At 62.2% G+C, this 26,096-nt stretch carries 25 protein-coding genes; 12 read left to right on the forward strand and 13 right to left on the reverse strand.

The annotated features are described in order from the left end of the window. Position 1: 1 nt before the first annotated feature. Together aroB and ABAC460_RS42955 are read right to left on the reverse strand one after the other, a co-directional pair. Positions 2-1,129 carry a 3-dehydroquinate synthase gene (gene aroB / locus ABAC460_RS42950; protein ID WP_023455013.1) on the reverse strand — a complete coding sequence of 376 codons (1,128 nt, stop codon included), beginning with the start codon at positions 1,127-1,129 and terminating at the stop codon, positions 2-4. Further along, positions 1,126-1,707 (reverse strand): shikimate kinase, encoded by a 582-nt coding sequence (locus ABAC460_RS42955; protein ID WP_023455014.1) that lies wholly within the window; start codon positions 1,705-1,707, stop codon positions 1,126-1,128. Before ABAC460_RS42955 ends, aroB begins: the two co-directional genes overlap by 4 nt. 101 nt (positions 1,708-1,808) lie before the next feature. Between ABAC460_RS42955 and ABAC460_RS42960 the strand changes: the two genes are divergently transcribed. The 4 genes from ABAC460_RS42960 (at position 1,809) to ABAC460_RS48595 (ending at position 5,185) form a co-directional block, all read left to right on the forward strand. Continuing rightward, positions 1,809-2,720: a site-specific tyrosine recombinase XerD gene (locus tag ABAC460_RS42960; RefSeq protein WP_023455015.1), complete on the forward strand. Its 912-nt coding sequence runs from the start codon at positions 1,809-1,811 to the stop codon at positions 2,718-2,720. A gap of 116 nt (positions 2,721-2,836) precedes the next feature. Next, positions 2,837-3,796 (forward strand): acetyl-CoA carboxylase carboxyltransferase subunit alpha, encoded by a 960-nt coding sequence (locus tag ABAC460_RS42965; RefSeq protein ID WP_155914725.1) that lies wholly within the window; start codon positions 2,837-2,839, stop codon positions 3,794-3,796. A 19-nt stretch (positions 3,797-3,815) separates the two neighbouring features. Then, on the forward strand, positions 3,816-4,424 hold the full coding sequence (locus ABAC460_RS48590) for a DUF4328 domain-containing protein (RefSeq protein ID WP_023455017.1): 609 nt from the start codon (positions 3,816-3,818) through the stop codon (positions 4,422-4,424). 98 nt (positions 4,425-4,522) lie between these two features. Then, positions 4,523-5,185 (forward strand): hypothetical protein, encoded by a 663-nt coding sequence (locus ABAC460_RS48595; RefSeq protein ID WP_023455018.1) that lies wholly within the window; start codon positions 4,523-4,525, stop codon positions 5,183-5,185. A 98-nt stretch (positions 5,186-5,283) separates the two neighbouring features. Here ABAC460_RS48595 and ABAC460_RS42970 read toward each other — a convergent pair whose 3' ends face one another. From ABAC460_RS42970 to ABAC460_RS42985, 4 genes are all read right to left on the reverse strand, one after another. Then, positions 5,284-5,760: a DUF6702 family protein gene (locus ABAC460_RS42970; protein WP_023455019.1), complete on the reverse strand. Its 477-nt coding sequence runs from the start codon at positions 5,758-5,760 to the stop codon at positions 5,284-5,286. Between the two features lie 8 nt (positions 5,761-5,768). Further along, positions 5,769-8,156, reverse strand: coding sequence for a M1 family metallopeptidase (locus ABAC460_RS42975; RefSeq protein WP_023455020.1), 2,388 nt, complete (start codon positions 8,154-8,156; stop codon positions 5,769-5,771). A gap of 91 nt (positions 8,157-8,247) precedes the next feature. Continuing rightward, the gene (locus ABAC460_RS42980; RefSeq protein WP_023455021.1) at positions 8,248-9,075 is read right to left on the reverse strand and encodes a mechanosensitive ion channel family protein; all 828 of its coding nucleotides are present in this window, start codon (positions 9,073-9,075) and stop codon (positions 8,248-8,250) included. Then, a complete protein-coding gene (locus tag ABAC460_RS42985; protein ID WP_023455022.1) occupies positions 9,072-9,536 on the reverse strand; it encodes a nucleoside deaminase in 465 nt (154 codons plus the stop codon). The genes ABAC460_RS42980 and ABAC460_RS42985 overlap by 4 nt, the downstream gene beginning before the upstream one ends. A 57-nt stretch (positions 9,537-9,593) precedes the next feature. Between ABAC460_RS42985 and ABAC460_RS51230 the strand changes: the two genes are divergently transcribed. The 3 genes from ABAC460_RS51230 to ABAC460_RS50525 all read left to right on the forward strand — a co-directional run bounded on the left by ABAC460_RS51230 (position 9,594) and on the right by ABAC460_RS50525 (position 12,672). Beyond that, positions 9,594-11,747 carry a pseudouridine synthase gene (locus ABAC460_RS51230; RefSeq protein WP_369794127.1) on the forward strand — a complete coding sequence of 718 codons (2,154 nt, stop codon included), beginning with the start codon at positions 9,594-9,596 and terminating at the stop codon, positions 11,745-11,747. Positions 11,748-11,752: 5 nt separating this feature from the next. Next, positions 11,753-12,328 (forward strand): 16S rRNA (guanine(966)-N(2))-methyltransferase RsmD, encoded by a 576-nt coding sequence (gene rsmD, locus ABAC460_RS42995; protein WP_023455024.1) that lies wholly within the window; start codon positions 11,753-11,755, stop codon positions 12,326-12,328. Positions 12,329-12,522: 194 nt separating this feature from the next. Next, on the forward strand, positions 12,523-12,672 hold the full coding sequence (locus ABAC460_RS50525) for a hypothetical protein (RefSeq protein ID WP_006274742.1): 150 nt from the start codon (positions 12,523-12,525) through the stop codon (positions 12,670-12,672). A 311-nt stretch (positions 12,673-12,983) separates the two neighbouring features. On the opposite strand, the gene mutL is transcribed toward ABAC460_RS50525, so the two are convergent. The 5 genes from mutL to ileS all read right to left on the reverse strand — a co-directional run bounded on the left by mutL (position 12,984) and on the right by ileS (position 20,120). Further along, complete coding sequence (mutL, locus tag ABAC460_RS43000; protein ID WP_023455025.1) at positions 12,984-14,840, reverse strand: DNA mismatch repair endonuclease MutL; 1,857 nt, start codon at positions 14,838-14,840, stop codon at positions 12,984-12,986. Positions 14,841-15,109: 269 nt separating this feature from the next. Next, positions 15,110-15,874 (reverse strand): methyltransferase domain-containing protein, encoded by a 765-nt coding sequence (locus tag ABAC460_RS43005; RefSeq protein WP_023455026.1) that lies wholly within the window; start codon positions 15,872-15,874, stop codon positions 15,110-15,112. 85 nt (positions 15,875-15,959) lie between these two features. Next, the gene (locus tag ABAC460_RS43010; protein ID WP_023455027.1) at positions 15,960-16,517 is read right to left on the reverse strand and encodes a DUF3035 domain-containing protein; all 558 of its coding nucleotides are present in this window, start codon (positions 16,515-16,517) and stop codon (positions 15,960-15,962) included. 95 nt (positions 16,518-16,612) lie between these two features. Next, on the reverse strand, positions 16,613-17,146 hold the full coding sequence (lspA, locus tag ABAC460_RS43015; protein ID WP_052012803.1) for a signal peptidase II: 534 nt from the start codon (positions 17,144-17,146) through the stop codon (positions 16,613-16,615). Further along, the gene (ileS, locus tag ABAC460_RS43020; RefSeq protein ID WP_023455029.1) at positions 17,139-20,120 is read right to left on the reverse strand and encodes an isoleucine--tRNA ligase; all 2,982 of its coding nucleotides are present in this window, start codon (positions 20,118-20,120) and stop codon (positions 17,139-17,141) included. Before ileS ends, lspA begins: the two co-directional genes overlap by 8 nt. A gap of 263 nt (positions 20,121-20,383) precedes the next feature. On the opposite strand from ileS, the gene ABAC460_RS43025 reads away from it, so the two are divergent. The 3 genes from ABAC460_RS43025 to ABAC460_RS43035 all read left to right on the forward strand — a co-directional run bounded on the left by ABAC460_RS43025 (position 20,384) and on the right by ABAC460_RS43035 (position 22,899). Continuing rightward, complete coding sequence (locus tag ABAC460_RS43025; protein ID WP_023455030.1) at positions 20,384-21,523, forward strand: PQQ-dependent sugar dehydrogenase; 1,140 nt, start codon at positions 20,384-20,386, stop codon at positions 21,521-21,523. Between the two features lie 65 nt (positions 21,524-21,588). After that, positions 21,589-22,221, forward strand: a complete 633-nt coding sequence (locus ABAC460_RS43030; RefSeq protein ID WP_023455031.1) for a GyrI-like domain-containing protein — start codon at positions 21,589-21,591, stop codon at positions 22,219-22,221. Positions 22,222-22,272: 51 nt separating this feature from the next. Continuing rightward, the gene (locus tag ABAC460_RS43035; RefSeq protein ID WP_023455032.1) at positions 22,273-22,899 is read left to right on the forward strand and encodes a hypothetical protein; all 627 of its coding nucleotides are present in this window, start codon (positions 22,273-22,275) and stop codon (positions 22,897-22,899) included. On the opposite strand, the gene ribF is transcribed toward ABAC460_RS43035, so the two are convergent. Further along, positions 22,889-23,887 carry a riboflavin biosynthesis protein RibF gene (gene ribF, locus ABAC460_RS43040; protein ID WP_023455033.1) on the reverse strand — a complete coding sequence of 333 codons (999 nt, stop codon included), beginning with the start codon at positions 23,885-23,887 and terminating at the stop codon, positions 22,889-22,891. The two genes, ABAC460_RS43035 and ribF, sit on opposite strands and share 11 nt — an antisense overlap. A 96-nt stretch (positions 23,888-23,983) precedes the next feature. Continuing rightward, a complete protein-coding gene (locus tag ABAC460_RS43045; protein WP_023455035.1) occupies positions 23,984-24,406 on the reverse strand; it encodes a MaoC family dehydratase in 423 nt (140 codons plus the stop codon). A gap of 276 nt (positions 24,407-24,682) precedes the next feature. Between ABAC460_RS43045 and ABAC460_RS43050 the strand changes: the two genes are divergently transcribed. Beyond that, positions 24,683-25,069: a response regulator gene (locus tag ABAC460_RS43050; RefSeq protein ID WP_023455036.1), complete on the forward strand. Its 387-nt coding sequence runs from the start codon at positions 24,683-24,685 to the stop codon at positions 25,067-25,069. Positions 25,070-25,153: 84 nt separating this feature from the next. Continuing rightward, on the forward strand, positions 25,154-26,011 hold the full coding sequence (locus tag ABAC460_RS43055; RefSeq protein ID WP_023455037.1) for a protein phosphatase CheZ: 858 nt from the start codon (positions 25,154-25,156) through the stop codon (positions 26,009-26,011). The last annotated feature ends 85 nt before the right edge of the window (positions 26,012-26,096 follow it).

Below are 26,096 nucleotides of genomic sequence, written 5' to 3' on the forward strand. Positions count from 1 at the left end.
GTCAGGCGTCCTGCAACTGAGCGCCGTCGCGCACCAGGAAATCGTGAATCGACTGACGGTCGACCTTCTTGGCGACGAACGCCTTGCCGATGCTCTCGACCAGAACGAAGGTGAGGGTTCCGCCCTCGGCCTTCTTATCGTGGCCCATATGAACCAGAAGTTTTTCGGGATCGAAGGGAGAGTTGCGAATATCCGACATGGCGGTCGGCAGGCCGGCATGGCGGACGGCGGCGATGGCGCGGTCGGCCTCGGCCGCCGCACATCCGCCGGTCGACGACGAATAGCGGAAGGCCTGGGCCATGCCGATGGCGACGGCTTCACCGTGCAGCAGCAGGTCGCCGAAACCGACCTCGGCCTCCAGGGCGTGGCCGAAGGTGTGACCCAGATTGAGCAGGGCGCGCGCTCCGCCTTCGCGTTCATCCTGGGCGACGATCTCGGCCTTCATCTCTACCGAGCGCGCCACGGCGTGGCGGATGGCCTCGGGCTCCAGCGCCAGCACGGCGGCATCGTTGGTTTCCAGCCAGTCGAAGAACGTCCGGTCGCCCAGCAGGCCGTACTTGATGATTTCGGCATAGCCGCAGCGGATCTGGCGGGCGGGCAGGGTGGTCAGCACATCCAGGTCGCACAGCACCAGGCGCGGTTGATGGAAGGCGCCGATCAGGTTTTTGCCTTGGGGGTGGTCGATGGCGGTTTTTCCGCCGACCGAGCTGTCGACCTGGGCCAGGACGGTGGTCGGGATCTGGATGAAGTCGATGCCGCGCATATAGATGGCGCAGGCAAAGCCGGTCAGGTCGCCGATAACCCCGCCGCCGAAGGCCAGGACGATATCCTTGCGATCCAGGCCGGCCGCCACGAAGGCGTCGGTGACCTGGGTCAGGCCCTCCCACGACTTGGTCTGCTCGCCGGCCTCGACCACCAGGGTCTCGACGGCGTAACCGGCGGCCGTGAACTGCGCTTCCAGCGGCCCCAGATGCAGCGGCGCGACGTTGGCGTCGGTCACGATGAAGACGCGGCGATTTTTCAGGAACGGCGCGATATGGCCGACGGCGTCCTGCAACAGGCCCTGACCGACCACCACCTCATAGGCCTTGAAGCCTTCACCGGCGACCGGGATACGGGTGGTGGTCATGCCAGGCTCTCCACATGGGCTTTTAAGGCGTTCAGGACCATGTCCATCGACTTGGAATGCGACTGGTCGCCGGTGTCGACGACGACATCGGCGATTTGATAAAGCGGATAGCGATTTTTGGCGTGTTCACGCAGGACATCCATCGGCGACCGGTCCTTGAGCAGCGGCCGGTGCGGCTTGTTGGCGACGCGGCGCGCCAATACCTTCAGGTCGGTCTTCAGCCACACCGTGATGGCCTTGGCCTTCAGGTTGTCGCGTGTCTTCGCCGACGTCAGGGCGCCACCGCCGGTGGCCAGGATGTGAGCCGGCGAATCGAGCAGGCGCGAAATCACCCGTTCCTCACCCTCGCGGAAGCCTTTTTCGCCATAATGGGCGAAGATATCGGCTATGCTCTGGCCGGCCGCCTTTTCGATCTCCTCGTCGGCATCGACGAAGGGCAAGGCGAAGTGCTCGGCCAGACGCTTGCCGATGGTGGTCTTGCCGACCCCCATCAGGCCAACCAGGGCGACGGTTTTGGGCAGGATGAAGCTGGGGCGTTCCGGCTCGGGAGCCGGCGCCGCGGAAGGTGTCGCGGTCATGTTCAGTGCCGCGAGAAAGGGAAAAGAGTCATAATGCGGAACTTTTACACGATGTTAGGGGGGCTTTGCCAGAGTCTCCCGGAAAAAACCCGAAAGGCGTCATGTCCCGTTTCGATCCGGTACGACAATTCCTCCAGATGATGGCTGTCGAGCGCAATGCCGCCCGACCGACTCTGGACGCCTATGGCCGCGATCTCGACGACCTGATGGCGACGCGCAAGGTCACCGCCCAGGGCCTGCTGGGCCTGTCCGACGGCGACATATCCAGTTATTTCGAAGTGTTGGCCGGGCGCGGTTTGGCCTCCTCGTCGCTGCAACGTAAACGCTCGGCGGTACGACAATTCTACCGCTTCTGCGTCTCCGAAAACCTGATGGACCATGACCCGTCCCGCAAGGTCGCCGCCGCCAAGAAGGGGTTGAAATTACCCAGGATTTTGAGCCGCGAAGAGGTGGATTCGCTCATTGCCGCGGCCGACGCCATAGCCCCCAACCAGGCCGTCCGCCTCGAATGCCTGATCGAGATGGCCTATGCCTCGGGCATGCGCATCTCCGAACTGGTTGGCCTGAAGCTGGATGCGGTCGCCCGCGACCCGGCCTTCCTGATCGTCAAAGGCAAGGGCGGGGTGGAGCGACTGGTCCCGCTGAACCCGTCGGCGCGTCCCGCCATCAAGGAATATCTCGAAATCCGCCATACCTTCTTGCCGGCCGGCGACAAGGCAAACCCTTATCTTTTCTCGTCTCGCGCCAAGGAAGGCCACCTGACCCGCCGCCGGGTCGGGCAGTTGCTGGACCAGGCGGCGATCGACGCCGGCATCGATCCGGCGCGGGTTTCTCCGCACGTCCTGCGCCACGCTTTTGCCACCCACCTGCTGGAAGGCGGCGCCGACCTGCGGGTGGTGCAGACCCTGCTGGGCCATGCCGACATTTCGACCACCCAGATCTACACCCATGTCGCCGGCGAACGCCTGCGCGAAGTGGTCGAAACCCACCACCCGCTGGCCAAGGCGCGATAAGCCGTTCTAAAAAATCCCCTTTGACGCGGGGACGGTTGCTGATAAAGGCGACCTTTCCTAAAAGTGCATTGTAATTTTACGCCCTGCGCGAACAACTGGGCCCTTCACAGAGCGACCTGATGCGACATTACCTCGATTTCGAACGTCCGATCGCCGACCTCGAAGCCAAGATCGAGGAGCTGTCCGCCCTGTCGCAATCCGGCGGCGCCAATCTCGAATACGAGCTCCAGGCCCTGCGCGACCGTACCGAGGTCCTGCGCAAGGAAACCTATGCCCGCCTGGAACCGTGGCAGAAGACCATGGTCGCCCGCCACCCGGAGCGCCCCCACCTGGTCGACTATATCGGCGGCCTGATCACCGAATTCGTCGAGCTGCGCGGTGACCGCAAGTTCGGCGACGACCAGGCTATCGTCGGCGGCCTCGGCCGATTCCGCGGCCAGCCCGTCGTGGTCATGGGCCACGAAAAGGGCTCCGACACAGCCAGCCGCCTCAAGCACAATTTCGGCATGGCCCGCCCGGAAGGCTACCGCAAGGCGGTCCGCCTGATGGACATGGCTGAACAGTATGGCCTGCCGGTCCTGACCTTTGTCGACACCGCCGGCGCCTGGCCCGGCATTGGCGCCGAAGAACGCGGCCAGGCCGAGGCCATTGCCCGCTCGACCGAGCGCGGCTTGACCCTGAAAACGCCCATGATTGCCACTGTGACCGGCGAAGGCGGTTCCGGCGGCGCCATTGCCCTGGCCGCGGCCAACCGCGTCCTGATCCTGGAACATTCGATCTACAGCGTGATTTCGCCCGAAGGCGCCGCTTCGATCCTGTGGAAGGACGGCGCCCGCGCCAAGGATGCCGCCGATCGCATGAAGATCACCGCGCCCGACCTCTTAAAACTGGGGATTGTCGACCGCATCGTCGGTGAACCCGCCGGCGGTGCCCATTCCGACCGGGAAGCCATGATCGAGACGCTCGGCGACGTCCTGGAAGAGGAACTGAAGGCGCTCAGCTTCCTGTCGCCGGAGCAACTGGTCGAACAGCGTGCCAAGCGCTTCTATGATATCGGGCGCGTCGGACTGAGCTGACTGTAAAGCGGGGGGAATAATGCAGCGCTATGTTTTTAAGCCAATGAAGAGCCTGAGCGCCTGGACGTTTGGTCTCATCACCGCCTTTATGGTGTCCTTGACGGCCTATACCGGCGCAATGGCCCTGGCTATGGTCGGCATGTCCAGTGACGTATTTTTCCTTGGGCTGGGTCTGGCGGCCCTGGCGTTCATGCTGTTTTACTTTGCCGCAGGCATTGTGACGCTGATCTGGCTCTACGGCGCGGCCAGAAATGCGCGCAGCATGAAACCCAATCTCGATCTCACGCCGGGCTGGGCGGTCGGCTGGTATTTCATTCCCATAGCTAACCTGTTCAAGCCCTTTACGACCCTTTGCCTGATCTGGGACGCCAGCCGTGCGCCCGGTACCAAGCCGGCCAGTGCCATGCCTATCGCGGCCTGGTGGTGGTTAAACATTATCGGCAACATCACCATGTCGATTGGATCCAGAATTTCTGACGCTGAAACGTTTGGCATGACACCCGGCGATATCCTGCAAGTCGTCGGGGCTATTTCCACCATCGTCTCGACCTGGATATTCCTCAACCTTATTCGCGAACTTCACCATAACCAATTGAACAGCGACACAAAAGTCGCCGACCAGTTCTGACCTTATACTCTCCTTACAATTTCTGGTGGCTAACCTCTTTGTAACCGAATGGGCGCATTCCTAGGCTTGCGACGATTCACTGTTCGCGGAGCCTCCCCATGCGCACTCTTCTTCTCACCTCGGCGGCCCTGGCCGCATCGGCCGTCCTGCTGCCGGCCACAGCCCACGCCATCGAAGATCCCTATATCGCCGCCCGCGCCAGCACGCTCGGCCTCGGCGTCGAAGGCGGGGTCAAGGTGGCGCCCTTCTTCCGCGTCCGCGGCATTGTTCAGGGCCTCAATGTCGATTACGACGATGAGATCGATGACATTCAGTACAACGGCAAGTTCAAGCTGGGCTCGGCCGGCGTCACGGCTGACTTCTTCCCGTTCAACGAAGGTCCGGTGTTTGTCTCCGCCGGGATTTTCTCCAACGGCAACAAGATCGACGCCAGCGCCCGTCCGACGGGCAATACCGAGATCGGCGGGGTTACCTATACGCCGGACCAGATCGGCACCCTGACGGCCAAGGCGCGCTACAAGTCCACCGCACCCTATCTCGGTGTCGGCGCTGAATGGAGCCTGTATCCTGCGGTCATCAGCCTCGAAGCCGGTGCCTTCCTGCAGGGCGAGCCGAAGGTCACCCTGACTTCGGACGGCAGCTTCTCCAGCAACCCGGCCTATCAGCAATCGCTTGAGAATGAGCGCCGCTCGATCGAGGAAGACCTGGACAAGACCAAGACCTGGCCCGTTGTTTCCCTGGCCGTCGGGATCCGCTTCTAGAGCGCATCCCAAAAAGTGTGACGCACTTTTTGGATTAAGATGCGCGTAAAAACAAAAACTTAGAGCGCGGATCCGATTCTTCCGGATCGAAACGCGCTCTAGGGTTTGGCCGGAAAGGTGACGCTCTTCGGGGCGTCGCCGCCATGAAAGTGCAGGGTGCGGGTAATTCCGTCCAGCCGCACATTGACCACGCCTTCCGGGGCGTGGTCGGAGGCCGGGAACAGGCGGTAGTCGATGACCACCGTCACGGGCCGTGATGGCAACCGCCCCAGATAGACGAAGGTCAGGTCGTCGCCGCCAAAATCCGTAACTGCCAGGCTTAGCGCCTGGCCATTAACGGTAAAGGCTTCGCCCAGATGCGCTTCCAGCGCCGCGAGGGCTTCCGGATCGTCGACACTCGGGGCGGCTTCGGGCGCCAGTTCCACCAGCTCCGGTTCGGTATCGTGCGCCGACAGAGTGTGGGTGACAGTAACCTCGCCGTCCTTGCCGATTTCCACGACCGACAGGGTGTGGTGGCCGCGGTGGGCCTGGGCCGAGCCTGCCGCAATCAGCCCGGCCGAGAAAAGAAGCAGCAACCAGGATCTCACTTCTTTTCCTCCGCCTTCTTGGCCTGGGGCTGAGTCTTCACGCCGTCAGGTGTCACCACCATTTCCATGTCCTTCATCCGGTTGGCGCCTTCTTCATCATCGGTGATGTTCAGGGTGACGGGATCGATGCGGCGCGGGAAGGCGTTGTTGGCAATATCGGTGTCCGCCGTTTCCCACAGGGGATCGATTTCCGCCTGCTTCAACGTCTTGGGCGTGACATATTGCCAGATGGCCTCTGCCGGGTTCATGCGCCAGATTTCCGCCGGGATACGCACGGTGTCGGAGGTGCCGTCAGTGAAGTCCAGCTTCAGGATGACCGGCATGACCAGACCGCCCTTGTTGCGGAAAGTGAAATTATAGAAGCTGTCCTTGACCGCCAGGGCTTCCTTCAGCTCCGGATCGGCATCCTTCATGGCGTCGGCATACTTCTTTTTGGCCTTGACCGTCGGGGTGAAGTCGTCGGTCGTATCGTAGAAGTCGCGCGTTGCCGGATCGGTCTCAACCACGGTCGGATCGGTGTTGCGTACCGAGGTCAGCGACTCCGGCTTTTCATCGTCCTGAAGCTTTTCCCACGGCTTTTCGACCTCGGGGTCGCGGGTATTAATGCGCGCCTTCTTGATGTCGGCCAGTTCCAGGTCGACGTGGTCGGTGGAATAGAACCAGCCGCGCCAGAACCAGTCCAGGTCCGTGCCCGAGGCTTCTTCCATGGTGCGGAAGAAGTCGTAGGGCGTCGGGCGCTTGAAGGCCCAGCGGCGGGAATATTCCTTGAAGGCGAAGTCGAAGGTTTCACGGCCCAGTATGGTTTCGCGCAGGATCACCAGTGCCGTCGCCGGTTTGCCATAGGCATTATTGCCGAACTGCATGATCGATTCCGAGTTGGTCATGATCGGAACCTGGTTTTCGCTCAGCATATATTCGCGGATTTCGCGCGGTTCACCACGGCCGCGCGGAAACTTCTCGTCCCATTGCCGCTGAGCTTCGAACTGGATAAAGGAGTTGATGCCTTCGTCCATCCAGGTCCACTGCTTTTCGTCGGAATTCACGGTCATCGGGAACCAGATGTGGCCAACCTCATGGATGACCACGCCGATCAGGCCGTACTTGGCGCGTTCCGTATAGGTCAGTTCTCCGGTCTTCTTGTCCTTGATCGGGCGCGGACCGTTGAAGGTGATCATCGGGTATTCCATACCGCCGACCGGCCCGTTGACCGATTGCGCGGTCGGGTAGGGATACGGAAAGGCGAACTGGCCGTAGACCTTCAGCGTATGGGCGATCGACTTGGTCGAATAGGCATCCCACAGGGGGCGGGCCTCCTTGGGATAAAAGGACATGGCCATGACGACCGGCTGGGCCGGGTCGGCATTCTTCACGCCCTGGGCGTCCCAGATGAATTTGCGCGACGAGGCAAAGGCAAAGTCGCGGACATTGGTCGCCGAAAAATGCCAGGTCTTGGTGCCAGCCGGCTTGCCGCCCTCCGCGGCCGCAGCCTCCTGCGGCGTGACGATATAGACCGGCTGCGCCGCCGTCTTCGCCTGGGTAAAACGATCCTGCTGCGTCGCCGTCAGCACGGCCTGCGGGTTCTGCAAGGCGCCAGTCGCCGAGACGACGTGGTCGGCCGGTACGGTCAGTTCGACATCATAGTCGCCGAATTCGAGGGTGAATTCGCCGGCGCCGAGGAAGGCCTTGTTGTGCCAGCCTTCGTAATCGGAGTAGACTGCCAGGCGCGGAAACCATTGCGCTCCCAGGAAGATGCAGTTGCCATCCTCGCCGGGCTTGGTGAAACATTCATAGCCGGAACGGCCGCCGACCACCTTCGTCTCCGGGATCGGAAGGCTCCAGCTGATCGAGAAATCCAGCGCCTCGCCACTCTTCAGAGGTTGGGGAAGGTCGACGCGCAACAGGCTGTCGACCACGGTGAAGGGCAGGGGGGCGCCATTGGCGTCGGTGACGCGCAGGTCGTTGAAGCCGCCTTCCCAGGTCTGCATGCGCTTGGCGCGGCGTATGCCGCCGACCGACAGGTCCTTGCCCGCCGTCGTACGGGTCAGCTCGGCGGCCGAGTTGCGCTTGTAATTGTTGTGGTCCAGCGCCAGCCACAGATAGCGCAGGCTGTCGGGCGAGTTGTTGGCATAGGTGATGGTCTCGCTACCGGTCAGGGAACGGCCGGCCTCATCCAGGCTGGCGCGAATCCGGTAGTCGACCTTTTGCTGCCAGTAGCGATAGCCGGGTTCGCCGGCGGCGTTGCGGTAATCGGTCGGGGTCGGCCAGGCTTCACCTTCCAACTGACGAAACTTGTCCTCGAACTTGCCCTTGCTCTGATCGACAGGGTCGGCACAGGCCACGGCCGGTACTACCAGCAGCGCTATTCCCAATACAAAACGCTTCACGGTCGCTCCTTAGGCTTCGTGTAACTGGTATGTATTGAAACCAACCGGCGCCCCGGACGCAAGCGAAAACGTCACAATTCAGCCTGATTTATTAACCCGCGTCGACGGAGACCTGATGGGGATAGGGAATATCGATGCCCGCCGCATCCAGCGCCGATTTGATGTCCAGCACGAGGCGCGTCCGCGCGCCCTGAGTGGCGCCGGACGGCACGAAGATGGCCACGCGGACGGTCATGCCGCTCTGGGCGAAGTCCTGCAGGGCGACCCAGGGTTCGGGCGCCTCCATACGCCCGGGCTGGTCCTTGGCGACCTGCAGCAACAAGGCCAGGCAGGCGGGCAGGTCGGTCGCCATGCCGACATCGAACCTGACCTCAACCCTGACAGCGCCATTCGTGGTCAGGTTGCTGATCTCGTTGGAGAAAATCTTGGTATTGGGCACGAAGACGCGGATATTCTCGCCCGTATTGATCTCGGTGGCGAACAGCCCCAGGCGATGGACATTGCCCGCGACCTCGCCGATCTTGACGCTGTCGCCGATACGGTAGGGCCGGTTGAACAGGATCATCAGCCCGGCGGCGACATTCCCCAAGGTGCCCTGCAGCGCCAGGCCGATGGCCAGGGAGGCCGCGCCCAGCACGGCGATGAATGAGGTGGTTTCGACCCCCAGCCGGTTCAACGCCGCCACCAGGCCGACCGTCAGCAGCAACCAGCGGATCACCTGCGACAGGAATTCCGGCAGGGTGCGGTCGGCATCGTTCTGTACGAAGCGGCGGAACAGCTTCTTGGCGGCGTCGGCCAGCCATTTCGACACCCACAGCGTGATCAGCAAGATGATGCAGGCGACGGCGATATTGCCCAGGATATCGGGATGGCTGAGCACGCGGTCGAGAATATCCGGGGCGGCGGGTTTCGCCGTCATGCCTTGCGCCTTTCCTTGAAGAAGCTTTTCAGCAGGGTGGAACTGTCCTGGCCTAAGACCCCGTCGCTGACCTCAGGGCGCCAGTGACAGGTTGGCTGGGCGAAGAATTTCGGGCCATGGGCGACCGCGCCGCCTTTGGGATCGGGGGCGCCGTAGATCACCCGCGCGATGCGGGCGTGCGAAATGGCGCCGGCGCACATGGCGCAGGGTTCCAGTGTGACATAGAGCCACAACCCGCCAAGTCTATAATTGCCGATGGCCTGTCCGGCGGCGCGCAAAGCCAGGATTTCAGCGTGCGCGCACGGGTCGTTAAGACTAATCGGCGAATTTCTGGCCGTCGCCACAACAGTTTTACTTGACGGATCGAAGATTAGAGCGCCTATCGGCACCTCACCGGACCGGGCCGCTTCATGGGCCAGGTCCAGCGCCGCCTGCATCAAGGTTTCGTCTTCGCTTTGCATAAGCGTTTTCAAAGACGGGTCCGGCTCCGGCGTCAAGTACAATTCAAGGATATGACCGTGACCGACGAGAGTAACGCTGGAGAGCGTGACGTTTCGCAACCGAACGAAGCGCCCCAAACGCCCGAAAAGACCTTTACCAAGAAGCCGTTTGCCAAGAAGGACGGCTTCAAGAAGGATGGTGGCAAGGATGGCAAGCCGCCGCCCAAGGCCACCGAGCGGATTGCCAAGGTCCTGGCCCGTGCCGGCCTGGCGTCGCGCCGCGAAGTCGAGCGCCTGATCGGTCTGGGCAAGATCGCCGTCAACGGCCGCATCCTGGAGACCCCGGCCGTGCTGGTGTCGTCGGTCGACGTCATCACCGTCGAGGGCCAGGTCATCGGCAAGGCCGAACCGACCCGCGTCTGGCGCTATCACAAGCCCGTCGGCCTGATCACCACCCATTCGGATCCGCAAGGCCGTCCGACCTTGTTCGAGCAATTGCCGGGTCACCTGCCGCGCGTCATCTCGGTCGGCCGTCTCGACCTCAATTCCGAAGGCCTGCTGCTGCTGACCAATGACGGTGAGCTGGCGCGGTCGCTGGAAAAGCCGTCTTCGGGCTGGGTGCGCCGCTATCGCGTCCGCGCCCTGGGCCATGCCAGCCAATCGCGCCTTGACTCGCTGAAGGACGGCACCACGGTCGACGGTGTCATCTACGGCCCGATGGAAGCCACGATCGACAAGGTGGCCGAAAAGGCCGATGGCCGCGCCAATGTCTGGCTGACGGTCGCGATCACCGAAGGCAAGAACCGCGAAGTCCGTAAGGTGCTGGAATCGATCGGCCTGAAGGTCAATCGCCTGATCCGCCTGGCCTATGGCCCGTTCCAGCTCGGTAACCTGGAAACGGGTGAGGTCGAGGAAGTCGGTCCGCGCGTCATCCGCGAACTGCTGGCTGATGTCGTGCCGCTGAAGAACCTGCCGCCGGAAGGCGCGTCGCAAACCCGCGACGCTCCGCGCGAACGTCCGGCCCGCGGCGACGCCCCTGCCGGCCGTCGTGGCGGTGGCGACCGTTTCGACAAGAGCGACCGCCCGGGTGGCGATCGTTTTGGCGGCGACCGCAAGCCGGCCCGTCCAAGGCCCGAGTTTACCGAAAAGCGTGAGTTCAAGGAACGCGACTTCGACCAGCGCCCGCGCTTCGAAGGCGACGGCGAGGCGCGCGACCGCAAGCCGGAACGCCCCTTTGAGCGCAAGCCCTATGGAGAGCGCAAGCCTTACGGCGCCCGTGACGGCGGCGACGCCCGATCGAGCTACACGCCACGCCCGGACCGCGGCGCCGGTAATGACCGCAAGCCGTTCGACAAGAAGCCCTATGGCGATCGTCCTGCCCAGGGCGAAGCCGGTGCTTACGAGCGTGCCAAGCGCGAATTTGGAGCCCCAGACCGTTCTAAGCCGCGGTTTGACCGACCGGCCGGTGACGATACGCGTTCCAGCTATACGCCGCGTCCGGATCGTGGCGGGGGCGACGCCCAAAAACCTTACGCTTCCAAGCCGTACGCCAAGAAGTCCTATGCACCGCGTCCGGCCCAGGGCGAAGCCGGCGCCTATGACCGCGCCAAGCGCGAATTCGGGGCCCCGGACCGCTCCAAGCCGCGGTTCGACCGGCCGGCAGGTGACGATACGCGTTCGAGCTACACGCCGCGCCCGGATCGTGGCGGTGGTGATGCCCAAAAGCCCTACGCCAAGAAGCCTTATGACGGTAAGCCGCGTGGCGACCGTCCGGCCGGAGAGGGCTACAAGAAGCCCTATGGCGCGCGTTCGGACTCCGGAGGCGGCGGTGGCTTCAAACGTGATTTTGCACCGCGTCCCGACCGTGAAGGTGGTGCGGGCGGTGGCTATAAGAAACCGTTTGTCCGCAAGGGACCGCCGCGCGACGGCGAGGGCGGTGGTGAGCGTTCTTATGCCAAGCCGTTTCGACCGGCTGGCGATCGTCCCGCCTATAAGGGACGTGAAGAGGGCGGCGAAGGTCGCAAGAGCTTCGGTGACCGGCCTCGGGACGATAGGCCTCGGGGCGATCGCCCACGTACCGGTGGCTTCGGCGGTAAGCCGGGTGGCGGTCCTCGCTCGGACGGTCCTCGTGGCCCGCGTCCGGGTGGCCCCCGTTCCGATGGTCCCCGTCCCGGTGGTCCGCGCCCGGGCGGTAAGCCGTCCTTCGGCCGTAAGCCCCCCCGCGACCAGTAGGCGTCATGCGGATCGTCGGCGGCGAGTTCAAGGGGCGCAGCCTCACGACTCCGGACGGGCGTAACACACGCCCGACCTCGGACCGTGCCCGCGAGGCCATCTTCAATGTCCTGGCCCATGCCGAATGGGCCCCGGACATGGATGGCGCGCGGGTGATGGACGTGTTCGCTGGATCGGGCGCCCTGGGCTTTGAGGCCCTGTCGCGCGGCGCGAGTTTTTGCCTGTTCATCGAAACCGACGAGGCCGCGCGTGGTGCGATTCGGGACAATGTCGAAACCTTCGGTCTTTTTGGCACGACCCGTGTCCATCGCCGGGACGCCACTCAATTGGGTGTGCGACCCGGTCCGAAAAGCGAAGCTTTCGACCTCGTTTTTCTCGATCCACCCTATCACAAAGGCTTGGGGGAAAAGGCTTTGGACGCCCTTGTTAGCGGTAACTGGCTGTCCGAAAATGCCATAATCGTCTTCGAGCGCGGCGCCGATGAGGACGATTTTGTCACAGAGGTGTGGGAAATAATCAACACTAAAATCTACGGCGCAGCACAGGTTTTGTTTATTAAACAAAAAATTTACATTAAATAAGTTATTGAATTTTATAAAAATAATATCGTTATCGCGCCTGCGAGTGGTATTTTTGGCGCAAGGCGCCAGATTTTGTATTGACGGGTCGCCCGTCTTATCCACAATATGACCTTAACAAGGCGTAAATGATAAGCAGGGCATAAAACTTGCTACGACGCCTGGTAGAGTATCACTAAAAAACTAGGGGTGATGAGATGGACTATCAAGCGGCGCATGCTGTCAAGACCAAGGTATCAAAGCGTCGTCCGGACGCGCTGAAACTCCTGCTGATTGCGGGACTTAGCGTCCAGGCCTGGGGTGTCGTGATGGGGCTGGGCCTCATCATTCTGAACCTGACTCACTGATTTCGTATTCGCCCTGCGCACCGTTTGGTCCGCGGGTTTTTTTATGAAATCCTTATGTCGGAAATAAAGAAAGGGATGCGGTCGCCGCATCCCTTTTCAAGCGCCGCCGCAGGGCGGCTTTTTTGTATCCGCTATCCATATACGATCCGATTTGCGAAGACGCGAAGTAGAGACTGTTATGAAAATGGGTGGGGCTGAGTCGAAAAGTGCTGGTTTCGAGAACCGGAGCGGAGCGTACTTAAGTACGTGAGCACCGGAAGCGCAGAAAACGGCCCTTTGCAGGCCAGCCTCACCCATTTGCAAACAGTCTCTCAGCGTCGGCCGAAGAGCTTCTCTATATCCTTGAGCTTCAGCTCGACATAGGTCGGGCGGCCGTGATTGCACTGGCCGGAATGCGGCGTGGCCTCCATCTGGCGCAGCAGGGCGTTCATCTCGTTGGCATTCAGGCGCCGCCCCGACCGGACACTGTGCCGGCAGGCATGGTCGCCGCAGATTTCCGCCATACGCTCTTTCAAGGCCAGCAGCTCGCCGTGCTCGGTCAGGTCGTCGACCAGATCGCGGACCAGACCGGCGATGTCGCAGTCGCCCATCAGGGCCGGAATATCGCGGACCAGGACGCTGGTCGGGCCGAAGGCTTCGACCTCGAGGCCCATGGCCGCCAGGTCGTCGCGCCGGGCGATCAGGCGGGTAACTTCCTCGCGTTCGAGGTCGACGATTTCCGGAATCAGCAGGCTCTGGCTCTGAACATGGCCGTGAGCCATCGCCACCTTCATCTCTTCATAGACCAGACGCTCATGGGCGGCATGCTGGTCGACAATGACCAGGCCATCGGCCGTCTGGGCGATGATGTAAGTCTCGTGGATCTGCGCCCGGGCGGCGCCCAGCGGAAAGGTATCGGCCACGGGAGGCGCCGTCACGTCGAGCGGGCGTTCCATCACGGGGGCTTCCGATACGCCCTGAGCGTAGGCCGGCGGATCATAGGCCGTAACCGGTTCGAAACGGGCCGTCGGCGCGAACGGTTCCGGCGCAATATAGGGACGCACGGCAGCGATCTGCGAGGGCGTCGGCCTGTTGAGGTTCAGCAACGGCTGGACGCTTTCGATCCGAAAGCCGGTGAGGGCGGTTTGCGCCACCGTCGTGGCGGCGCGGTGGCCGGCCGAGGCCAGGCCGTGCTTCAACGCGCCGATGATCAGGCCGCGCACCAGGTTGGGATCGCGGAAGCGGACCTCGGCCTTGGCCGGATGGACGTTGACATCGAGGTCCTGCGGATCGATCTCGACGAACAGCGCGGCCAGCGGGTGGCGATCGCGCGCCAGGAAATCGGCATAGGCGGCGCGTAGCGCCCCGGACAGCAATTTGTCGCGCACCGGCCGGTTGTTAACGAACAGGTACTGGTGCATGGCATTGCCGCGCGAAAAAGTCGGCAATCCGGCATAACCTGTCAGGCGCACGCCTTCTCGGGCCTGGTCGATCAGCAGGGCATTGTCGCCGAAATCGCTGCCCAGCAGAGCGGCCAGCCGGCGCAGCCGGCCTTCGAAGCCCGGTTGTTCGGCATAGAGTTTCAGCACGCGCTTGCCATCCAGCTCCAGCGAGAAGCCGACGTCTTCGTGCGCCATGGCCTGACGCTTGACCTCTTCGGCGATAGCCATGTTTTCCGATCGTTCGGATTTCATGAACTTCAACCGCGCCGGCGTGGCGTAGAACAGGTCGCGCAGGTCGATGCGGGTGCCGTGGTCACCGCCGAAGGCGGCAGGCTTGAGGCCGGACATGGCGCCGCCATCGACCTGGATGGCCAAGGCCTCACCGCCTCTGGGCTTTGAGACGATGTTGAGCCGGGCGACCGAACCCATGGACGGGAGGGCTTCACCGCGAAAACCCAGGGTCTGGATATGGAGCAGGTCCCAGGATCCGTCGGCCTGGGGTTTCAGCTTGGAGGTGGCATGGCGTTCGACGGCGAGTTGCAGATCTTCGCCGGACATGCCGGAGCCGTTGTCTTCGATCAGGATGCGGCTGAGGCCGCCCTGTTCGGCGCGGATATCGATATGACGCGCGCCGGCGTCGATGGCGTTTTCGACCAGCTCCTTGACCGCCGAGGCAGGGCGTTCGACCACCTCACCGGCGGCGATGCGGTTGATGGTATCCTGGGGCAGACGCTGAATGTTCGACATCCGTTCATATTAGCGGGAGTCGAGGCGGTTGTTAAGAAAGGAAGTGGGGAACCACGGAAGGCACGGAAACGCCGGCCGTTGGCCGGCGACACGGAAAGACACAGAAATTCAGCGCTGACCCGCGCGAAGCGCCTTCCACCACAATCACAGCAAAAAAGCGCTTCGCGCGGGAGATTCAATAACCGGAATTCAGCGTCTTCCGTGCCGCCGCGCAGCGGCGTTTAAGTGGCTTCCGTGGTAAAGCCTTACAAACGGCCGTCCCTCTCAGGCTAAGGGCGTTTGAACACCAGAGCCATCCGGTCCGTATGTCCGCGAACCGTCGGATCGAACACGTTCTTGCTGTGATCTTCGTCGGTTTCCAGCACCGGGCTGTCCTCGGCGAGTTCGAAGCCGGCTGCCTTGAAATCGGCCAGGACACGCGCCTTTTCGATGCGGTGTAGGGTGTTGGTCTGGTCGATGCCCACCCCGGCTGCCGTGTCGTGGTCGGTGATGATCACCACGCCACCCGGCTTCAATTGCGACTTCAGCAGGCCAAGGAAGGTCTGGACATTATAGTCCGCCGGCTGGTGGTTATAGGTATCGTGATAGACCATGCCCAGGAAGATGACGTCGTAGGGCGTCGCCGGCGCCGGCATGGCGGTGAAATCCGCTGTCATCAGGCTGATATTTGACCGCGCCGCCACCATGGCGTCGCGCGCCGGGCCCATCTTGTAGAAGTCGACCCAGCTCTGCGGATTCTGCGACACGACCTTGCCGTCGCAGACCGCCGCCGACAGGAGATAGGAGGCATAGCCCTGGCCGGCGCCGATATCCAGCACATGATCGCCCGGCTTGACATGGCCGAGCAGGAAATCGACCTCGGCCTTGCGGACGGCATCGCGTTCACGCTGGTCGGCGGGGCGGTCGGCCCGGGCCACCGCCGCGGAGACACGGGTATCGAGCGAGGCATCGATGGCGCAGTCCGGGCTGGCCAGGGCCGGCACCGCACTGAGGCTAAGAATAAGGGCAAGTGACAGCGAACGCAGCGATACCATGGTTTTCTCCTGTGAGGTCCACCAATGAAAAAAGGCGTCCCGACGGAACGCCCTTTTCCAGAATGTCACAAGTGAATTTTTGCAATCACAGGCCCGGAAGCTTGAACTTCTTGTCTTTCTTTTGGGCGATGACGATCGGCTGCTCGCCGGTCAGCGCCTTGACGCGCTCAGCTTCGGCGACGGCATCGACCTGGGCGACTTCGGCGCCGATGGCGGTGTTCGAACCGGCCACCGTGGTGTCCTTTTTGCGCCAGAACAGCACCGTATCGGCGAAGCTGGCATCCTTGTAGGTCAGGTCGCCGAACTCATCGTCGACGACATAGCGCGCGAGCGGGTCGGCCTTTTCGGCACCGGCTTGCGCCACGAACAACTGTTCACCCTGGGTGCGGTTCACGGCGTCGCGCTGGCCCAGCAAGGCCTGGCGGGCAGCGCTTTCCGGCTGCAGTTCCTGCGGACGGGGCTCACCCGGTGACGGCGGACGCAGGGCATAGTCCGGCGGAACCACCAGGGGCGCCTTGGTGACGACGCGGAATTCGTCCGGAACGACCTTGTTGAGGCCCAGTGCACTCTTGGTGGACTCACAGCCCGTCAGGCCCAGTCCTGCCAAAAACACCAATCCGGCCGCGACCTTAAGCGACTTCATGTAGTAAGCTCCATTTGCCCCCGTCGCGGACGCAACCGCCCGGACAGGGAGTGATACTTGGTTTATGGCCGTCTGCCAAGGGGTTAACCGAACGGTTACGCCTGGGGCGGAGCGGCCTTGGCCTCGCGCTCGGACTGATAGAGAAACCAGGCCAGAAGTGCTATGCCGATGCAGATCGCGCTGTCGGCAACATTGAAGACCCACGGAAAAATCGGTGAGAAGTCCACAAAGTCGACGACATAGCCGAAGCGGATCCGGTCGATGGCATTACCGATAGCCCCGCCGGCGATCAGCCCGAAGGCAACCCCCAGCAATGGCCGACGGACCCGGAAGACAATCCAGGTCAGAAGTCCCGCCACGACCAGTTGGAACAGGGTCAGCACCCAGCGCATCAATCCGCCGGAGCCGAGCAGCCCGAAACTGATCCCTTCGTTGTGCACCATGCTTATTCTAAAGAAAGGCAAATTCAGGGCGCTCTGACCCAATTCCAGTTTCAGCCCTGACAAAACCCATTCTTTCGTCGCCTGGTCGATCAGTACGATGACGACCACGATCCAAGCCAGTTTGATGCCGAGTCCGGTCACCGGTTCGCGGAAATAGCTCTTCAGCTTCTCGAAATCCTCACGCATGGGCGGCATCCCAGGCGGCGACGGCTTCCGCATCGCGTACAGACAGGTCCGGATACCGGGCGTCGCTGCCGACTTCGGGCAGGATACGCCACGACCTCTGGCACTTTTTCCCTTCGGCGGGTTGGAAGACCACGGCGACCGTGTTGACGCCGTCCAGGCGGAAGGCCTCGTCCGGCGCCGCCTCCAGGCTCAGCGTCGCCTGCGAGGTGCGGAAGACCTCGGCGGCGTCGATCAAGTCGCCGGAATTGTCGGCAAAGGCTTCGTACAAAGCGATATCAGCGATGTGGACCACAGGCGCGGCTTCCAGGGCCGAACCGATGACCTTGTCGCGACGCTTTTCCTCCAGGGCGGCGGTGACCACCGACAGGACGGTTTCGATCTTGCCCCAGCGTACGGCCTCCGAAGGATTGGCCCAGCGTTCCGGCACCGCTTCGAGAACGCGGAACAGGTTGGCCGTCTCCTTCGGGAAGCGCGACGCCCAGGCCTCTTCGGCGGTGAAGGTCATGATCGGTCCCAGCCAAGCCGTCAGCCGTTCGAACAGGATGTTCAGCACGGTGCGGCAGGCGCGGCGGCGGATTTCTGTCGGCTGGTCGCAATAGAGGCTGTCCTTGCGGACGTCGAAATACAGGGTCGACAGGGTCTGCGAACAGAACTCGCTGACGGGACGGATGACGGCCGCGAAGTCATAGACCTCGTAGGCGGCGCGCACCTTCTGATCCAGGGCGTGCACCTCGTGCAGGATATAGCGCTCCAGCGACGGCAGGTCCTGGTATTCGACCGCTTCGGCGGCGTCATAGCCGTTCAACGCCCCCAGCAGGTAACGCATCGTGTTGCGCAGCTTGCGATAGGCATCGACCGTGGTCTGGATGATCTGCTTGCCGATACGGAGGTCTTCAGAATAGTCGGAGAGCGCGACCCACAGGCGCAGGATTTCGACGCCTGATTCTTTGGCGATGTCCTGCGGCGCGACGACATTGCCCAGCGACTTGGACATCTTCATGCCCTTCTCGTCGAGCACGAAGCCATGGGTCAGCACGCCCTTGAACGGGGCGACCCCGCGCGTGCCGCAGGATTCGAGCAGCGACGACTGGAACCAGCCGCGGTGCTGGTCCGAGCCTTCGAGATAGAGGTCGGCCGGCCAGGCGGTATCGCCGCGCCCTTCCAGGGTGAAGGCATGGGTCGAACCTGAGTCGAACCAGACATCGAGGATGTCGGTGACCTTTTCGAAGTTCTCCGGATCGTAGCCGTTGCCGAGGAAGTCGGCGTCCGGCCGGGTGAACCAGGCGTCAGCGCCTTCGGCCGCGATCAGCTTGATGATGCGGGCATTGACGGCTTCATCGCGCAGTGGCTCGCCGGTCGCCTTGTCGACATACATGGCCAGCGGCGTACCCCAGTTGCGCTGACGGCTGATCAGCCAGTCCGGACGCGTTTCGACCATGCCGCCGATGCGGTTGCGGCCCGAGTCGGGATAGAACTGGGTGGCATGGATGCCGCGCAACGCCTTGGTGCGCAGGCTGTCACCGTCCTCACCATCCATGCGGATAAACCACTGGGGGGTGTTGCGGAAGATGACCGGCGCCTTGGAGCGCCACGAATGCGGGTACGAGTGCTCGACCCGGCCGCGCGCCAGCAGCAGACCAGCCTCGATCAGCTTGTCCATGACGGCGCCATTGGCGGGGCCGAACTTGCCGGCCTTCTTGCCCTCGACCTCCAGCACCTGCAGCCCGCCGAACAGCGGCACGTGCGGATAGTAGGCGCCGTCGGGATTGACCGTGTCGGGGATGGAATCGAGCGAGCGGCCCGACTTCAGCCACACCAGGTAGTCGTCCGTACCGTGACCTGGCGCCGTGTGCACGAAGCCCGTACCGGCGTCGTCGGTGACATGGTCACCGGCCAGCATCGGCACCTCGAAACCATAACCGGCATCCAGCGTCGCCAGCGGATGGGCCAGGACAAAGCCCGACATGACATGGGCCGGGACATCTACGACCTTGTTCCAGGCCGACGCGTTGGCGGCGACCAAGACGCCTTCGGCCAGCTTGTCGGCCAGGATCAGCTTGTCGCCCGGCTTGGCCCACGGCGCGAAGCCCAGCTCAGCCTCGGTCTTCATGCCGGTGATCTCATAGACCGAATAGGCGACCTTGGGGTTGAAGCTGACGGCGCGGTTGGCGGGGATGGTCCACGGAGTGGTCGTCCAGATGACGACATGGGCGTTGGCCAGCTGTTCGTTGAGCTCATCGGCCTCTTCGGCCGTGTCGCCGAAGACCTGGGAGGTGGCGGTATTGGTCACCGGGAAACGCACCCACACGGTCGGCGACACATGCGGATGGTATTCGACCTCGGCATCGGCCAGAGCGGTGCGTTCGACCGGCGACCACATCACCGGCTTGGAACCGCGATAGAGCTGGCCCGACATCAGGAACTTGTGGAACTCGGCGGTCACCTTGGCTTCGGTGTCGAAGTCCATGGTGGCGTAACGCTGGTCCCATTCGCCCAGAACGCCCAGGCGCTTGAACTCCTCGCGTTGGACGTCGATCCATTGCAGGGCATATTCGCGGCACGCCTTGCGGAACTCGGCGGCGGGGACCTCGTCTTTCTTGCGGCCCTTGGCGCGGAAGGCTTCCTCGATCTTCCATTCGATCGGCAGGCCGTGGCAGTCCCAACCCGGAACGTAGTCGACATCATAGCCCAGCAGGAAGCGCGACCGGACGACGAAGTCCTTCAGGATCTTGTTCAGCGCGTGGCCGATATGGATATTGCCGTTGGCATAGGGCGGGCCGTCGTGCAGCACGAACAGCGGCGCACCGGCGTCTTTGCGGGCCTTGCGGACGGCGTGATACAGGTCGGCTTCCGCCCACTTTTTCAGCATTTCGGGCTCGGCCTTGGGCAGGCCGGCGCGCATGGGAAATTCGGTCTCGGGCAGGAAGACGGTGTCGCGGTAATCGCGTGTCGGATTGGGATCGGTATCGGGCATGGCTTTTCGTCAGGTATGAGTGTGTCGGCAATAGGGCAGGGGCTTACTCCCGGCGCGGCTTTTCCGCACCGGGCGTCAAATTCGTATGACGGCCCCAAACATCGACATGCGAAGGGCTTTAACAGAGCGCTCCGGCCTTGCCTAGCGGGAAAGGAAGACTTAAGTCACATGTGTGTCGCAGCGGAAGGACGGTCCCCGGCGAACGGTTTTCTGGCCCGGCGCGTTAAAGCTGCCGGGGCTCATCCACAAAGAGAGGGATCGCCATGAAGTTCATGTCCTTAGTCTGCGTTGCCGCCATGGCCTTTGCCGCCGGCGCCTGCCAATCCCAGTCCGCTCCGGGCGGCGAAGGCCCCTATAGCGAAGGCGAGGCGCCGTTCACCGTCACGGAAGTGGCGCGGTTCGACTCGCCCTGGGCCATGACCTTTTTGCCGGACCGCAGCCTGCTGGTCACCGAAAAGTCCGGCAAGCTGAAATGGTGGGCGAACGGCGCGGCCAGGGACGTCGCCGGCGTCCCCGCGGTAAAGGATGACGGCCAGGGCGGGCTTGCCGACGTTGTGCTGGCGCCGGACTACGCCGCCTCCAACACCGTCTATCTCAGCTGGATCGAAGCCGGCAGCGGCGGCAACAGCGGCGGTGTTGTCGGGCGCGCCAAACTGGTACTGGACGGCGCGCCGCACCTGGAAGGGCTGAATGTGATCTGGCGGCAGGATAAGGTCGACGGCGACGGCCATTTCTCGCAGCGCCTCGCCTTTTCGCCGGATGGCAAATATCTGTTCGTCACCTCAGGCGAACGTCAAAAGTTCGATCCCGCCCAGGACCTGAAGCTGAACCTGGGCAAGGTCCTGCGTCTGCTACCCGACGGCACGCCGGCGCCGGGCAATCCCTTCGCCGGGAAAGGCGGCAATTCCGACCAGGTCTGGAGCTACGGCCACCGCAACCTCTATGGCCTGGCGTTCGACAAGGACGGCCGGCTGTGGGAGCACGAAATGGGCCCCCAAGGCGGCGATGAGGTCAATCTGATCGTCGAAGGCAGGAACTACGGCTATCCGATCGTGTCGAACGGCGACCACTATGACGGCCGGGAGATTCCCGATCATCCGACTCGTCCGGAGTTCGAAGCCCCGAAACTGTGGTGGAACCCGTCGATCTCGCCGTCCAGCATGTTGATCTACAGCGGCTCGAAATTCCCGCAATGGAAGGGCGACATGTTCATCACCGCCTTGTCCGGCCAGTCTCTGATCCGCGTTGACCTGGACGGCGATAAGGCGACCAAGGTCGACCGCTGGGATATGGAGACGCGTGTCCGTGAGGTCGAGCAGGGGCCTGACGGCGATATCTGGTTGCTGGAAGACGGTTCCGGCGACCCCGGCGGCCGTCTGCTGCGGCTTACGCCGAAGGGCTGATTGGCTACTGGCATATTTTGACAGTACCCGGCGATATTCCCTTACCTATTGTAGGGAGTATCGCCATGTCCCAGACGGCTGAAAAGATCGATTTCAAAACCGAGTACAAGACCCTGTACGGCCCGCCCCAGAAGGACTTTGTCCTCGTTGAAGTGCCGCCATTGCCCTATCTGATGTTCGACGGCTGCGGTGACCCGAATACCGCGCCCGTCTATCAACACGCCGTCGAGGCGCTCTACTCCCTGTCCTATACGCTCAAGTTCATGAGCAAACGCGCCTTCGGCCGCGACTATGTCGTCGGTCCCCTGGAAGGATTGTGGTGGGCCGACGACTACGGCGCCTACACCCATTCCGGCCGGCGCGACGAGTGGAGTTGGACCATGATGATCCTGCAGCCCGACTGGATTGAGGCCGGCCACCTCGATGCCGCCAAGGCCGAAGTTCTGATGAAGAAGGGCCTGCCGGGGGTAGAAACGGTACGGCTGGAAACCCTGGATGAGCGCTTGTCCGCCCAGATATTGCACATCGGATCCTATGCCGACGAGGCGCCGACCCTGGCGCGTTTGCATAGCGAATGGCTGCCGCAGAACGGCCTGACGGAACGCGGCAAGCACCACGAAATCTACCTCAGCGATCCCCGGAAGGTCGAACCGGCCAAGTTGAAGACCATCCTGCGCCAGCCGGTGCGCAAACTCTGACTTGCGTCTAGTCTTCCGCTTTGACACTGTCCGGTAAAAGCGGAGGTTTTTATGCGTATCCCTGTCATCCTGGTCTTGGCGGCCCTGGCCGGTTGTTCAGCCGCGCCGAAGACGGAAGCGCCGAAACCTTCCCAGGCGGCTGCCGAGACCTTCACGGGCTGCGAATGGCAGGAGGTTAAAGGCAAGACGCTGTCGATCTGGTCCTATGCCTGCGGTCCCAGCTTCGGCGGCATCCGTCTGGTCGCCGATGACAGCCTGCCGGGTTTCAGCCTGAAGATGGATGGCGAATCCGGCAGCACGGTGATCCAGCCGGTCATCCGCACCTTTACCAAGGCGGCCGACGCGCCGATCGAGTCGATCCTGCCGCAGATCCAGACCCTGTCGCCGGGCAAGGACACTGCGACATGTGCTCTCGTGCTGGCCCAAGACCCGACCGCCGATCCGTCGTCGCGCAAGCTCTACGAACTGGCGCCGACCGGCGACGCCAAGGCACGCTGGGACAAAAATGTCGGGACCGGCGAAGACCCGACACCGCCCTGCGGCGATCTTGGCGTGGCCTTTGCCGGCAACCAGGTCTTCGAAGTGATGCCGGACGATCCGACCCGGGTGGTCTATATCAACTACGGCAGCGAGATTCAGATCTTCGACACGAGCACTCTGAAAGTGCTCAAGCGCTGAACCACGCCCGTGCGTCGCTGGCGTCCTTCTGGATTTGCACGCGCATCTCTTCGAACGAGTCGAACTTCGCTTCCGGCCGGATAAAGTCGCGCAGCAGGGTCTCGACCGTCTGGCCGTAAATCTCGTCCTTGAAGTCGAAGAGATAGGTTTCCAGCAATTCGATATTACCGCCGACCGTCGGGCGTATGCCGATATTGCTGACGCCATTGACCACCCTACCGTCGCCGAGGCGTGTCTGGGTGACATAGATGCCGTAGCGCGGCCGCAGATAGTCATCCAGGCGGATGTTCAGGGTCGGAAAGTCGATGGTGCGCCCCTGCTTGGCGCCGTGGATGACCTCGCCGACATAGGCCTGGGGGCGGCCGAGGATATTCTCGGCGGTGCGGGCATCGCCGGCGAGCAAAGCGTCGCGTACCGCCGACGACGACAGCTTGTGTCCGGCATGATCGGTTTGCAGCGGGAGGATGTCGGTGGTAAAGCCGAACTGCTCGCCGAACGCCACCAGGTCCTTTGCATGGCCGCCGCCGCGCTTGCCGAACTGGAAGTCGAAACCGGCCGAACAATGGCTCAAGGCCAGGTGATCGTGCAGGATGATCCGCGCAAACGCTTCAGCATCCAGCGACGACAGGTTGCCGTCGAAGCGGACGATCAGGGCATAGTCGACGCCCAGGGCTTCGAAGGCGCGGACTTGCTGCGACATTCGCATCAGACGGAAAGGGGCGCCATCCGGGCGGAAGAAGCTTTGCGGGTGCGGATCGAAACAGATGACCGAGGATCGCGCCCCGGTCCGCGCCGCGGCGACGATGGCGCTTTCAATGACATGCTGATGGCCGATATGGACGCCATCGAAACTGCCGATGGCGGCCGCGGTACCCTTGGGCAATTCGCCGCCCAGAACGGTAACACTGCCGTCCTGCTGCACGGTCAGCACCAGGGCGGTCAGGCGCTGGGGCCGCAGGGCTTTGGGCAGGCTATCGAAGGGAAACATGATCGATCCAGGCGGTGATGATGACTTGATCGCCGCCTGGCAAGGGCGACTGCCCGCCGCCGCTTATGCGGCGAGCCATGCGGCGTTTGAGCTCTACTAAAGTCTTTTGGGCGCGATCACCACAGCGGTGCCATCGACAAAGGTCTTGTTGCGGACCTTGACGACGGTGCTGAGGGTCACGTGGCCGGATTTCAGGTCAATGGCGGTGATGGTGACGATCACTGTGGCCTCGTCGCCCGGACGCACGGCGCGCTTGAAGTTCAGCGACTGCGACACATAGATGGCGCCGCGGCCGGGCAGGTCCGAAGCCAGGGTGGCCGAGATATAGGCGCCCATCAGCATGCCATGGGCGATTCGGCCCTTGAACGGCGAGGCAGCGGCGAAGGCCTCATCGACATGGACCGGGTTGTGGTCGGTCGACACATCGGCAAAGGCGGCGATGGCGGCGTCATCGACCGTGAACACGCGCGAGGCGGTCTGGTCGATACTCAGTTCGTCGAGGTAAAAGCTCTGGCTCATGGTTGTGCTTTAGGTGAACCGCACGATACGAACAAGAGGTCAGGGCGTTGCAACCGATACGATTCTTGTCCCGCTACGGGACGATTCGTTGAAATTAATCAGATAGCTTCACTATGATTCGTGGTTAATTTAAGATATATCATTGAAATATAAAAGAAATAAATCGAAACGCTCTTAACCTGATTTTATCGGGTTTGATCGATATTGGGACCTGTCTTCAAACGAAGGGCCTGCGTCCTGCAGGGCCCAACCTTAGAAAAAGTGGGGCGTTTACACATGGCCATCGATATGTCCATGCCGGTCCTTGTCGTCGATGACTACAAGACTATGCTGCGGATCATTTCCAACCTGCTCAAGCAATTGGGCTTCGAGAATGTCGAAGAGGCTTCGGACGGCACCGAGGCGCTCGACAAGATGAAAAAGAGCAACTACGGTCTGGTCATCTCCGACTGGAACATGGAGCCGATGACGGGCTATGAGCTGCTGCTCAAGGTCCGCGCCGATGACGGTCTCAAGAGAACGCCGTTCATCATGGTCACTGCCGAAAGCAAGACCGAGAACGTGATTGCCGCCAAGAAAGCCGGCGTTAACAATTACATTGTTAAACCTTTCAATGCCGCGACTCTCAAGCAAAAGATCACGGCCGTTCTCGGCGAATTCTAAGTAATTCTTTTTGTTGGACTTATCATGGCTCAGCCTGCATCCAAAAGGGACCAAGCCGTAGACTTGGAGGGATTCGATCCCGCCATGGTCGGCGAACTCGAGCCCAAGCTCATAAACCTGATGCAGCAGTCCGAGGCGCTGGTCGCCCTGATGCGCGGGTTTTTCCAGCAACTTGACAAAAAGCGTTCAGAAGAATTTCGCATCATCGCCGGCTATATCGCCAAGGCGAAGGAAGAAATTCGCGAAATGCGTCCCCACGACATTTCGCATGAACGTATCCCGACGGCCGGCGCCGAACTGGAAGCCATCACTCGCGACACCGAAAACGCCACCCATGCTATCATGAACGCCGCCGAGGAAATCATGGGCATGTCGGAGGCGACCCCTGGCTACAAGGCCAAGGTCGACGACGAAGTGATGAAAATCTTCGAAGCCTGCTCGTTCCAGGACATTACCGGACAACGCGTGTCCAAGGTGGTCAATGTCCTGAAGCAGATCGAGGAGCGTGTCGGCAAGCTGGCCAATACGCTCGGCGTCGACGACAAGCCGACGGAAATGACCGCCGACGAAAAGCGCCGCCACGACCTGCTGCTGAACGGTCCCGCCATCGGCGGTCCGGAAACCAAGCAGGACGCGATCGACGCCATGTTCGACGAAGCTCCGGCCCCGGCTGTGAAGGTCGATGCCCTGGCCGCCAAGGCGCCCCCGGCTCAGGCCGCGGCCCCCGCGCCGAAGCCCGTTGCGCAAGCGCCTGCACCGGCTCCAGCCCCGGCACCCAAACCTGCCGCTCCGGCGCCTGCTCCAACTCCCGCTCCCGCCGCCAAGGCGCCGGAACCGGAAGCCACGAACAGCCAGGACGATATCGATGCCTTGTTCGACATGCCTGCAGAGGATCTGAGCAAGCCCGCATCGCAGGACGATATCGACGCCCTGTTCGACTAAAAAACGAAGATAAGCAAAGACATCGAGCCGGCCTGTTTCAAGAGCCGACGGTGAAATATTGCGATGGTGCGGATAGCGCGGAGAG

It is taken from the genome of Asticcacaulis sp. AC460 (assembly GCF_000495795.1).
GTDB lineage: Bacteria > Pseudomonadota > Alphaproteobacteria > Caulobacterales > Caulobacteraceae > Asticcacaulis.

Excerpts from the sequence above, each read along its gene's own strand:
- aroB (WP_023455013.1), bottom strand. The coding sequence starts at position 1,129 with ATGACCACCACCCGTATCCCGGTCGCCGGTGAAGGCTTCAAGGCCTAT.
- ABAC460_RS42955 (WP_023455014.1), bottom strand. The coding sequence starts at position 1,707 with ATGACCGCGACACCTTCCGCGGCGCCGGCTCCCGAGCCGGAACGCCCC.
- ABAC460_RS42960 (WP_023455015.1), top strand. The coding sequence starts at position 1,809 with ATGTCCCGTTTCGATCCGGTACGACAATTCCTCCAGATGATGGCTGTC.
- ABAC460_RS48590 (WP_023455017.1), top strand. The coding sequence starts at position 3,816 with ATGCAGCGCTATGTTTTTAAGCCAATGAAGAGCCTGAGCGCCTGGACG.
- ABAC460_RS48595 (WP_023455018.1), top strand. The coding sequence starts at position 4,523 with ATGCGCACTCTTCTTCTCACCTCGGCGGCCCTGGCCGCATCGGCCGTC.
- ABAC460_RS42980 (WP_023455021.1), bottom strand. The coding sequence starts at position 9,075 with ATGACGGCGAAACCCGCCGCCCCGGATATTCTCGACCGCGTGCTCAGC.
- ABAC460_RS42985 (WP_023455022.1), bottom strand. The coding sequence starts at position 9,536 with ATGCAAAGCGAAGACGAAACCTTGATGCAGGCGGCGCTGGACCTGGCC.
- rsmD (WP_023455024.1), top strand. The coding sequence starts at position 11,753 with ATGCGGATCGTCGGCGGCGAGTTCAAGGGGCGCAGCCTCACGACTCCG.
- ABAC460_RS50525 (WP_006274742.1), top strand. The coding sequence starts at position 12,523 with ATGGACTATCAAGCGGCGCATGCTGTCAAGACCAAGGTATCAAAGCGT.
- mutL (WP_023455025.1), bottom strand. The coding sequence starts at position 14,840 with ATGTCGAACATTCAGCGTCTGCCCCAGGATACCATCAACCGCATCGCC.
- ABAC460_RS43005 (WP_023455026.1), bottom strand. The coding sequence starts at position 15,874 with ATGGTATCGCTGCGTTCGCTGTCACTTGCCCTTATTCTTAGCCTCAGT.
- ABAC460_RS43010 (WP_023455027.1), bottom strand. The coding sequence starts at position 16,517 with ATGAAGTCGCTTAAGGTCGCGGCCGGATTGGTGTTTTTGGCAGGACTG.
- lspA (WP_052012803.1), bottom strand. The coding sequence starts at position 17,146 with ATGCGTGAGGATTTCGAGAAGCTGAAGAGCTATTTCCGCGAACCGGTG.
- ileS (WP_023455029.1), bottom strand. The coding sequence starts at position 20,120 with ATGCCCGATACCGATCCCAATCCGACACGCGATTACCGCGACACCGTC.
- ABAC460_RS43025 (WP_023455030.1), top strand. The coding sequence starts at position 20,384 with ATGAAGTTCATGTCCTTAGTCTGCGTTGCCGCCATGGCCTTTGCCGCC.
- ABAC460_RS43030 (WP_023455031.1), top strand. The coding sequence starts at position 21,589 with ATGTCCCAGACGGCTGAAAAGATCGATTTCAAAACCGAGTACAAGACC.
- ABAC460_RS43035 (WP_023455032.1), top strand. The coding sequence starts at position 22,273 with ATGCGTATCCCTGTCATCCTGGTCTTGGCGGCCCTGGCCGGTTGTTCA.
- ribF (WP_023455033.1), bottom strand. The coding sequence starts at position 23,887 with ATGTTTCCCTTCGATAGCCTGCCCAAAGCCCTGCGGCCCCAGCGCCTG.
- ABAC460_RS43045 (WP_023455035.1), bottom strand. The coding sequence starts at position 24,406 with ATGAGCCAGAGCTTTTACCTCGACGAACTGAGTATCGACCAGACCGCC.
- ABAC460_RS43050 (WP_023455036.1), top strand. The coding sequence starts at position 24,683 with ATGGCCATCGATATGTCCATGCCGGTCCTTGTCGTCGATGACTACAAG.
- ABAC460_RS43055 (WP_023455037.1), top strand. The coding sequence starts at position 25,154 with ATGGTCGGCGAACTCGAGCCCAAGCTCATAAACCTGATGCAGCAGTCC.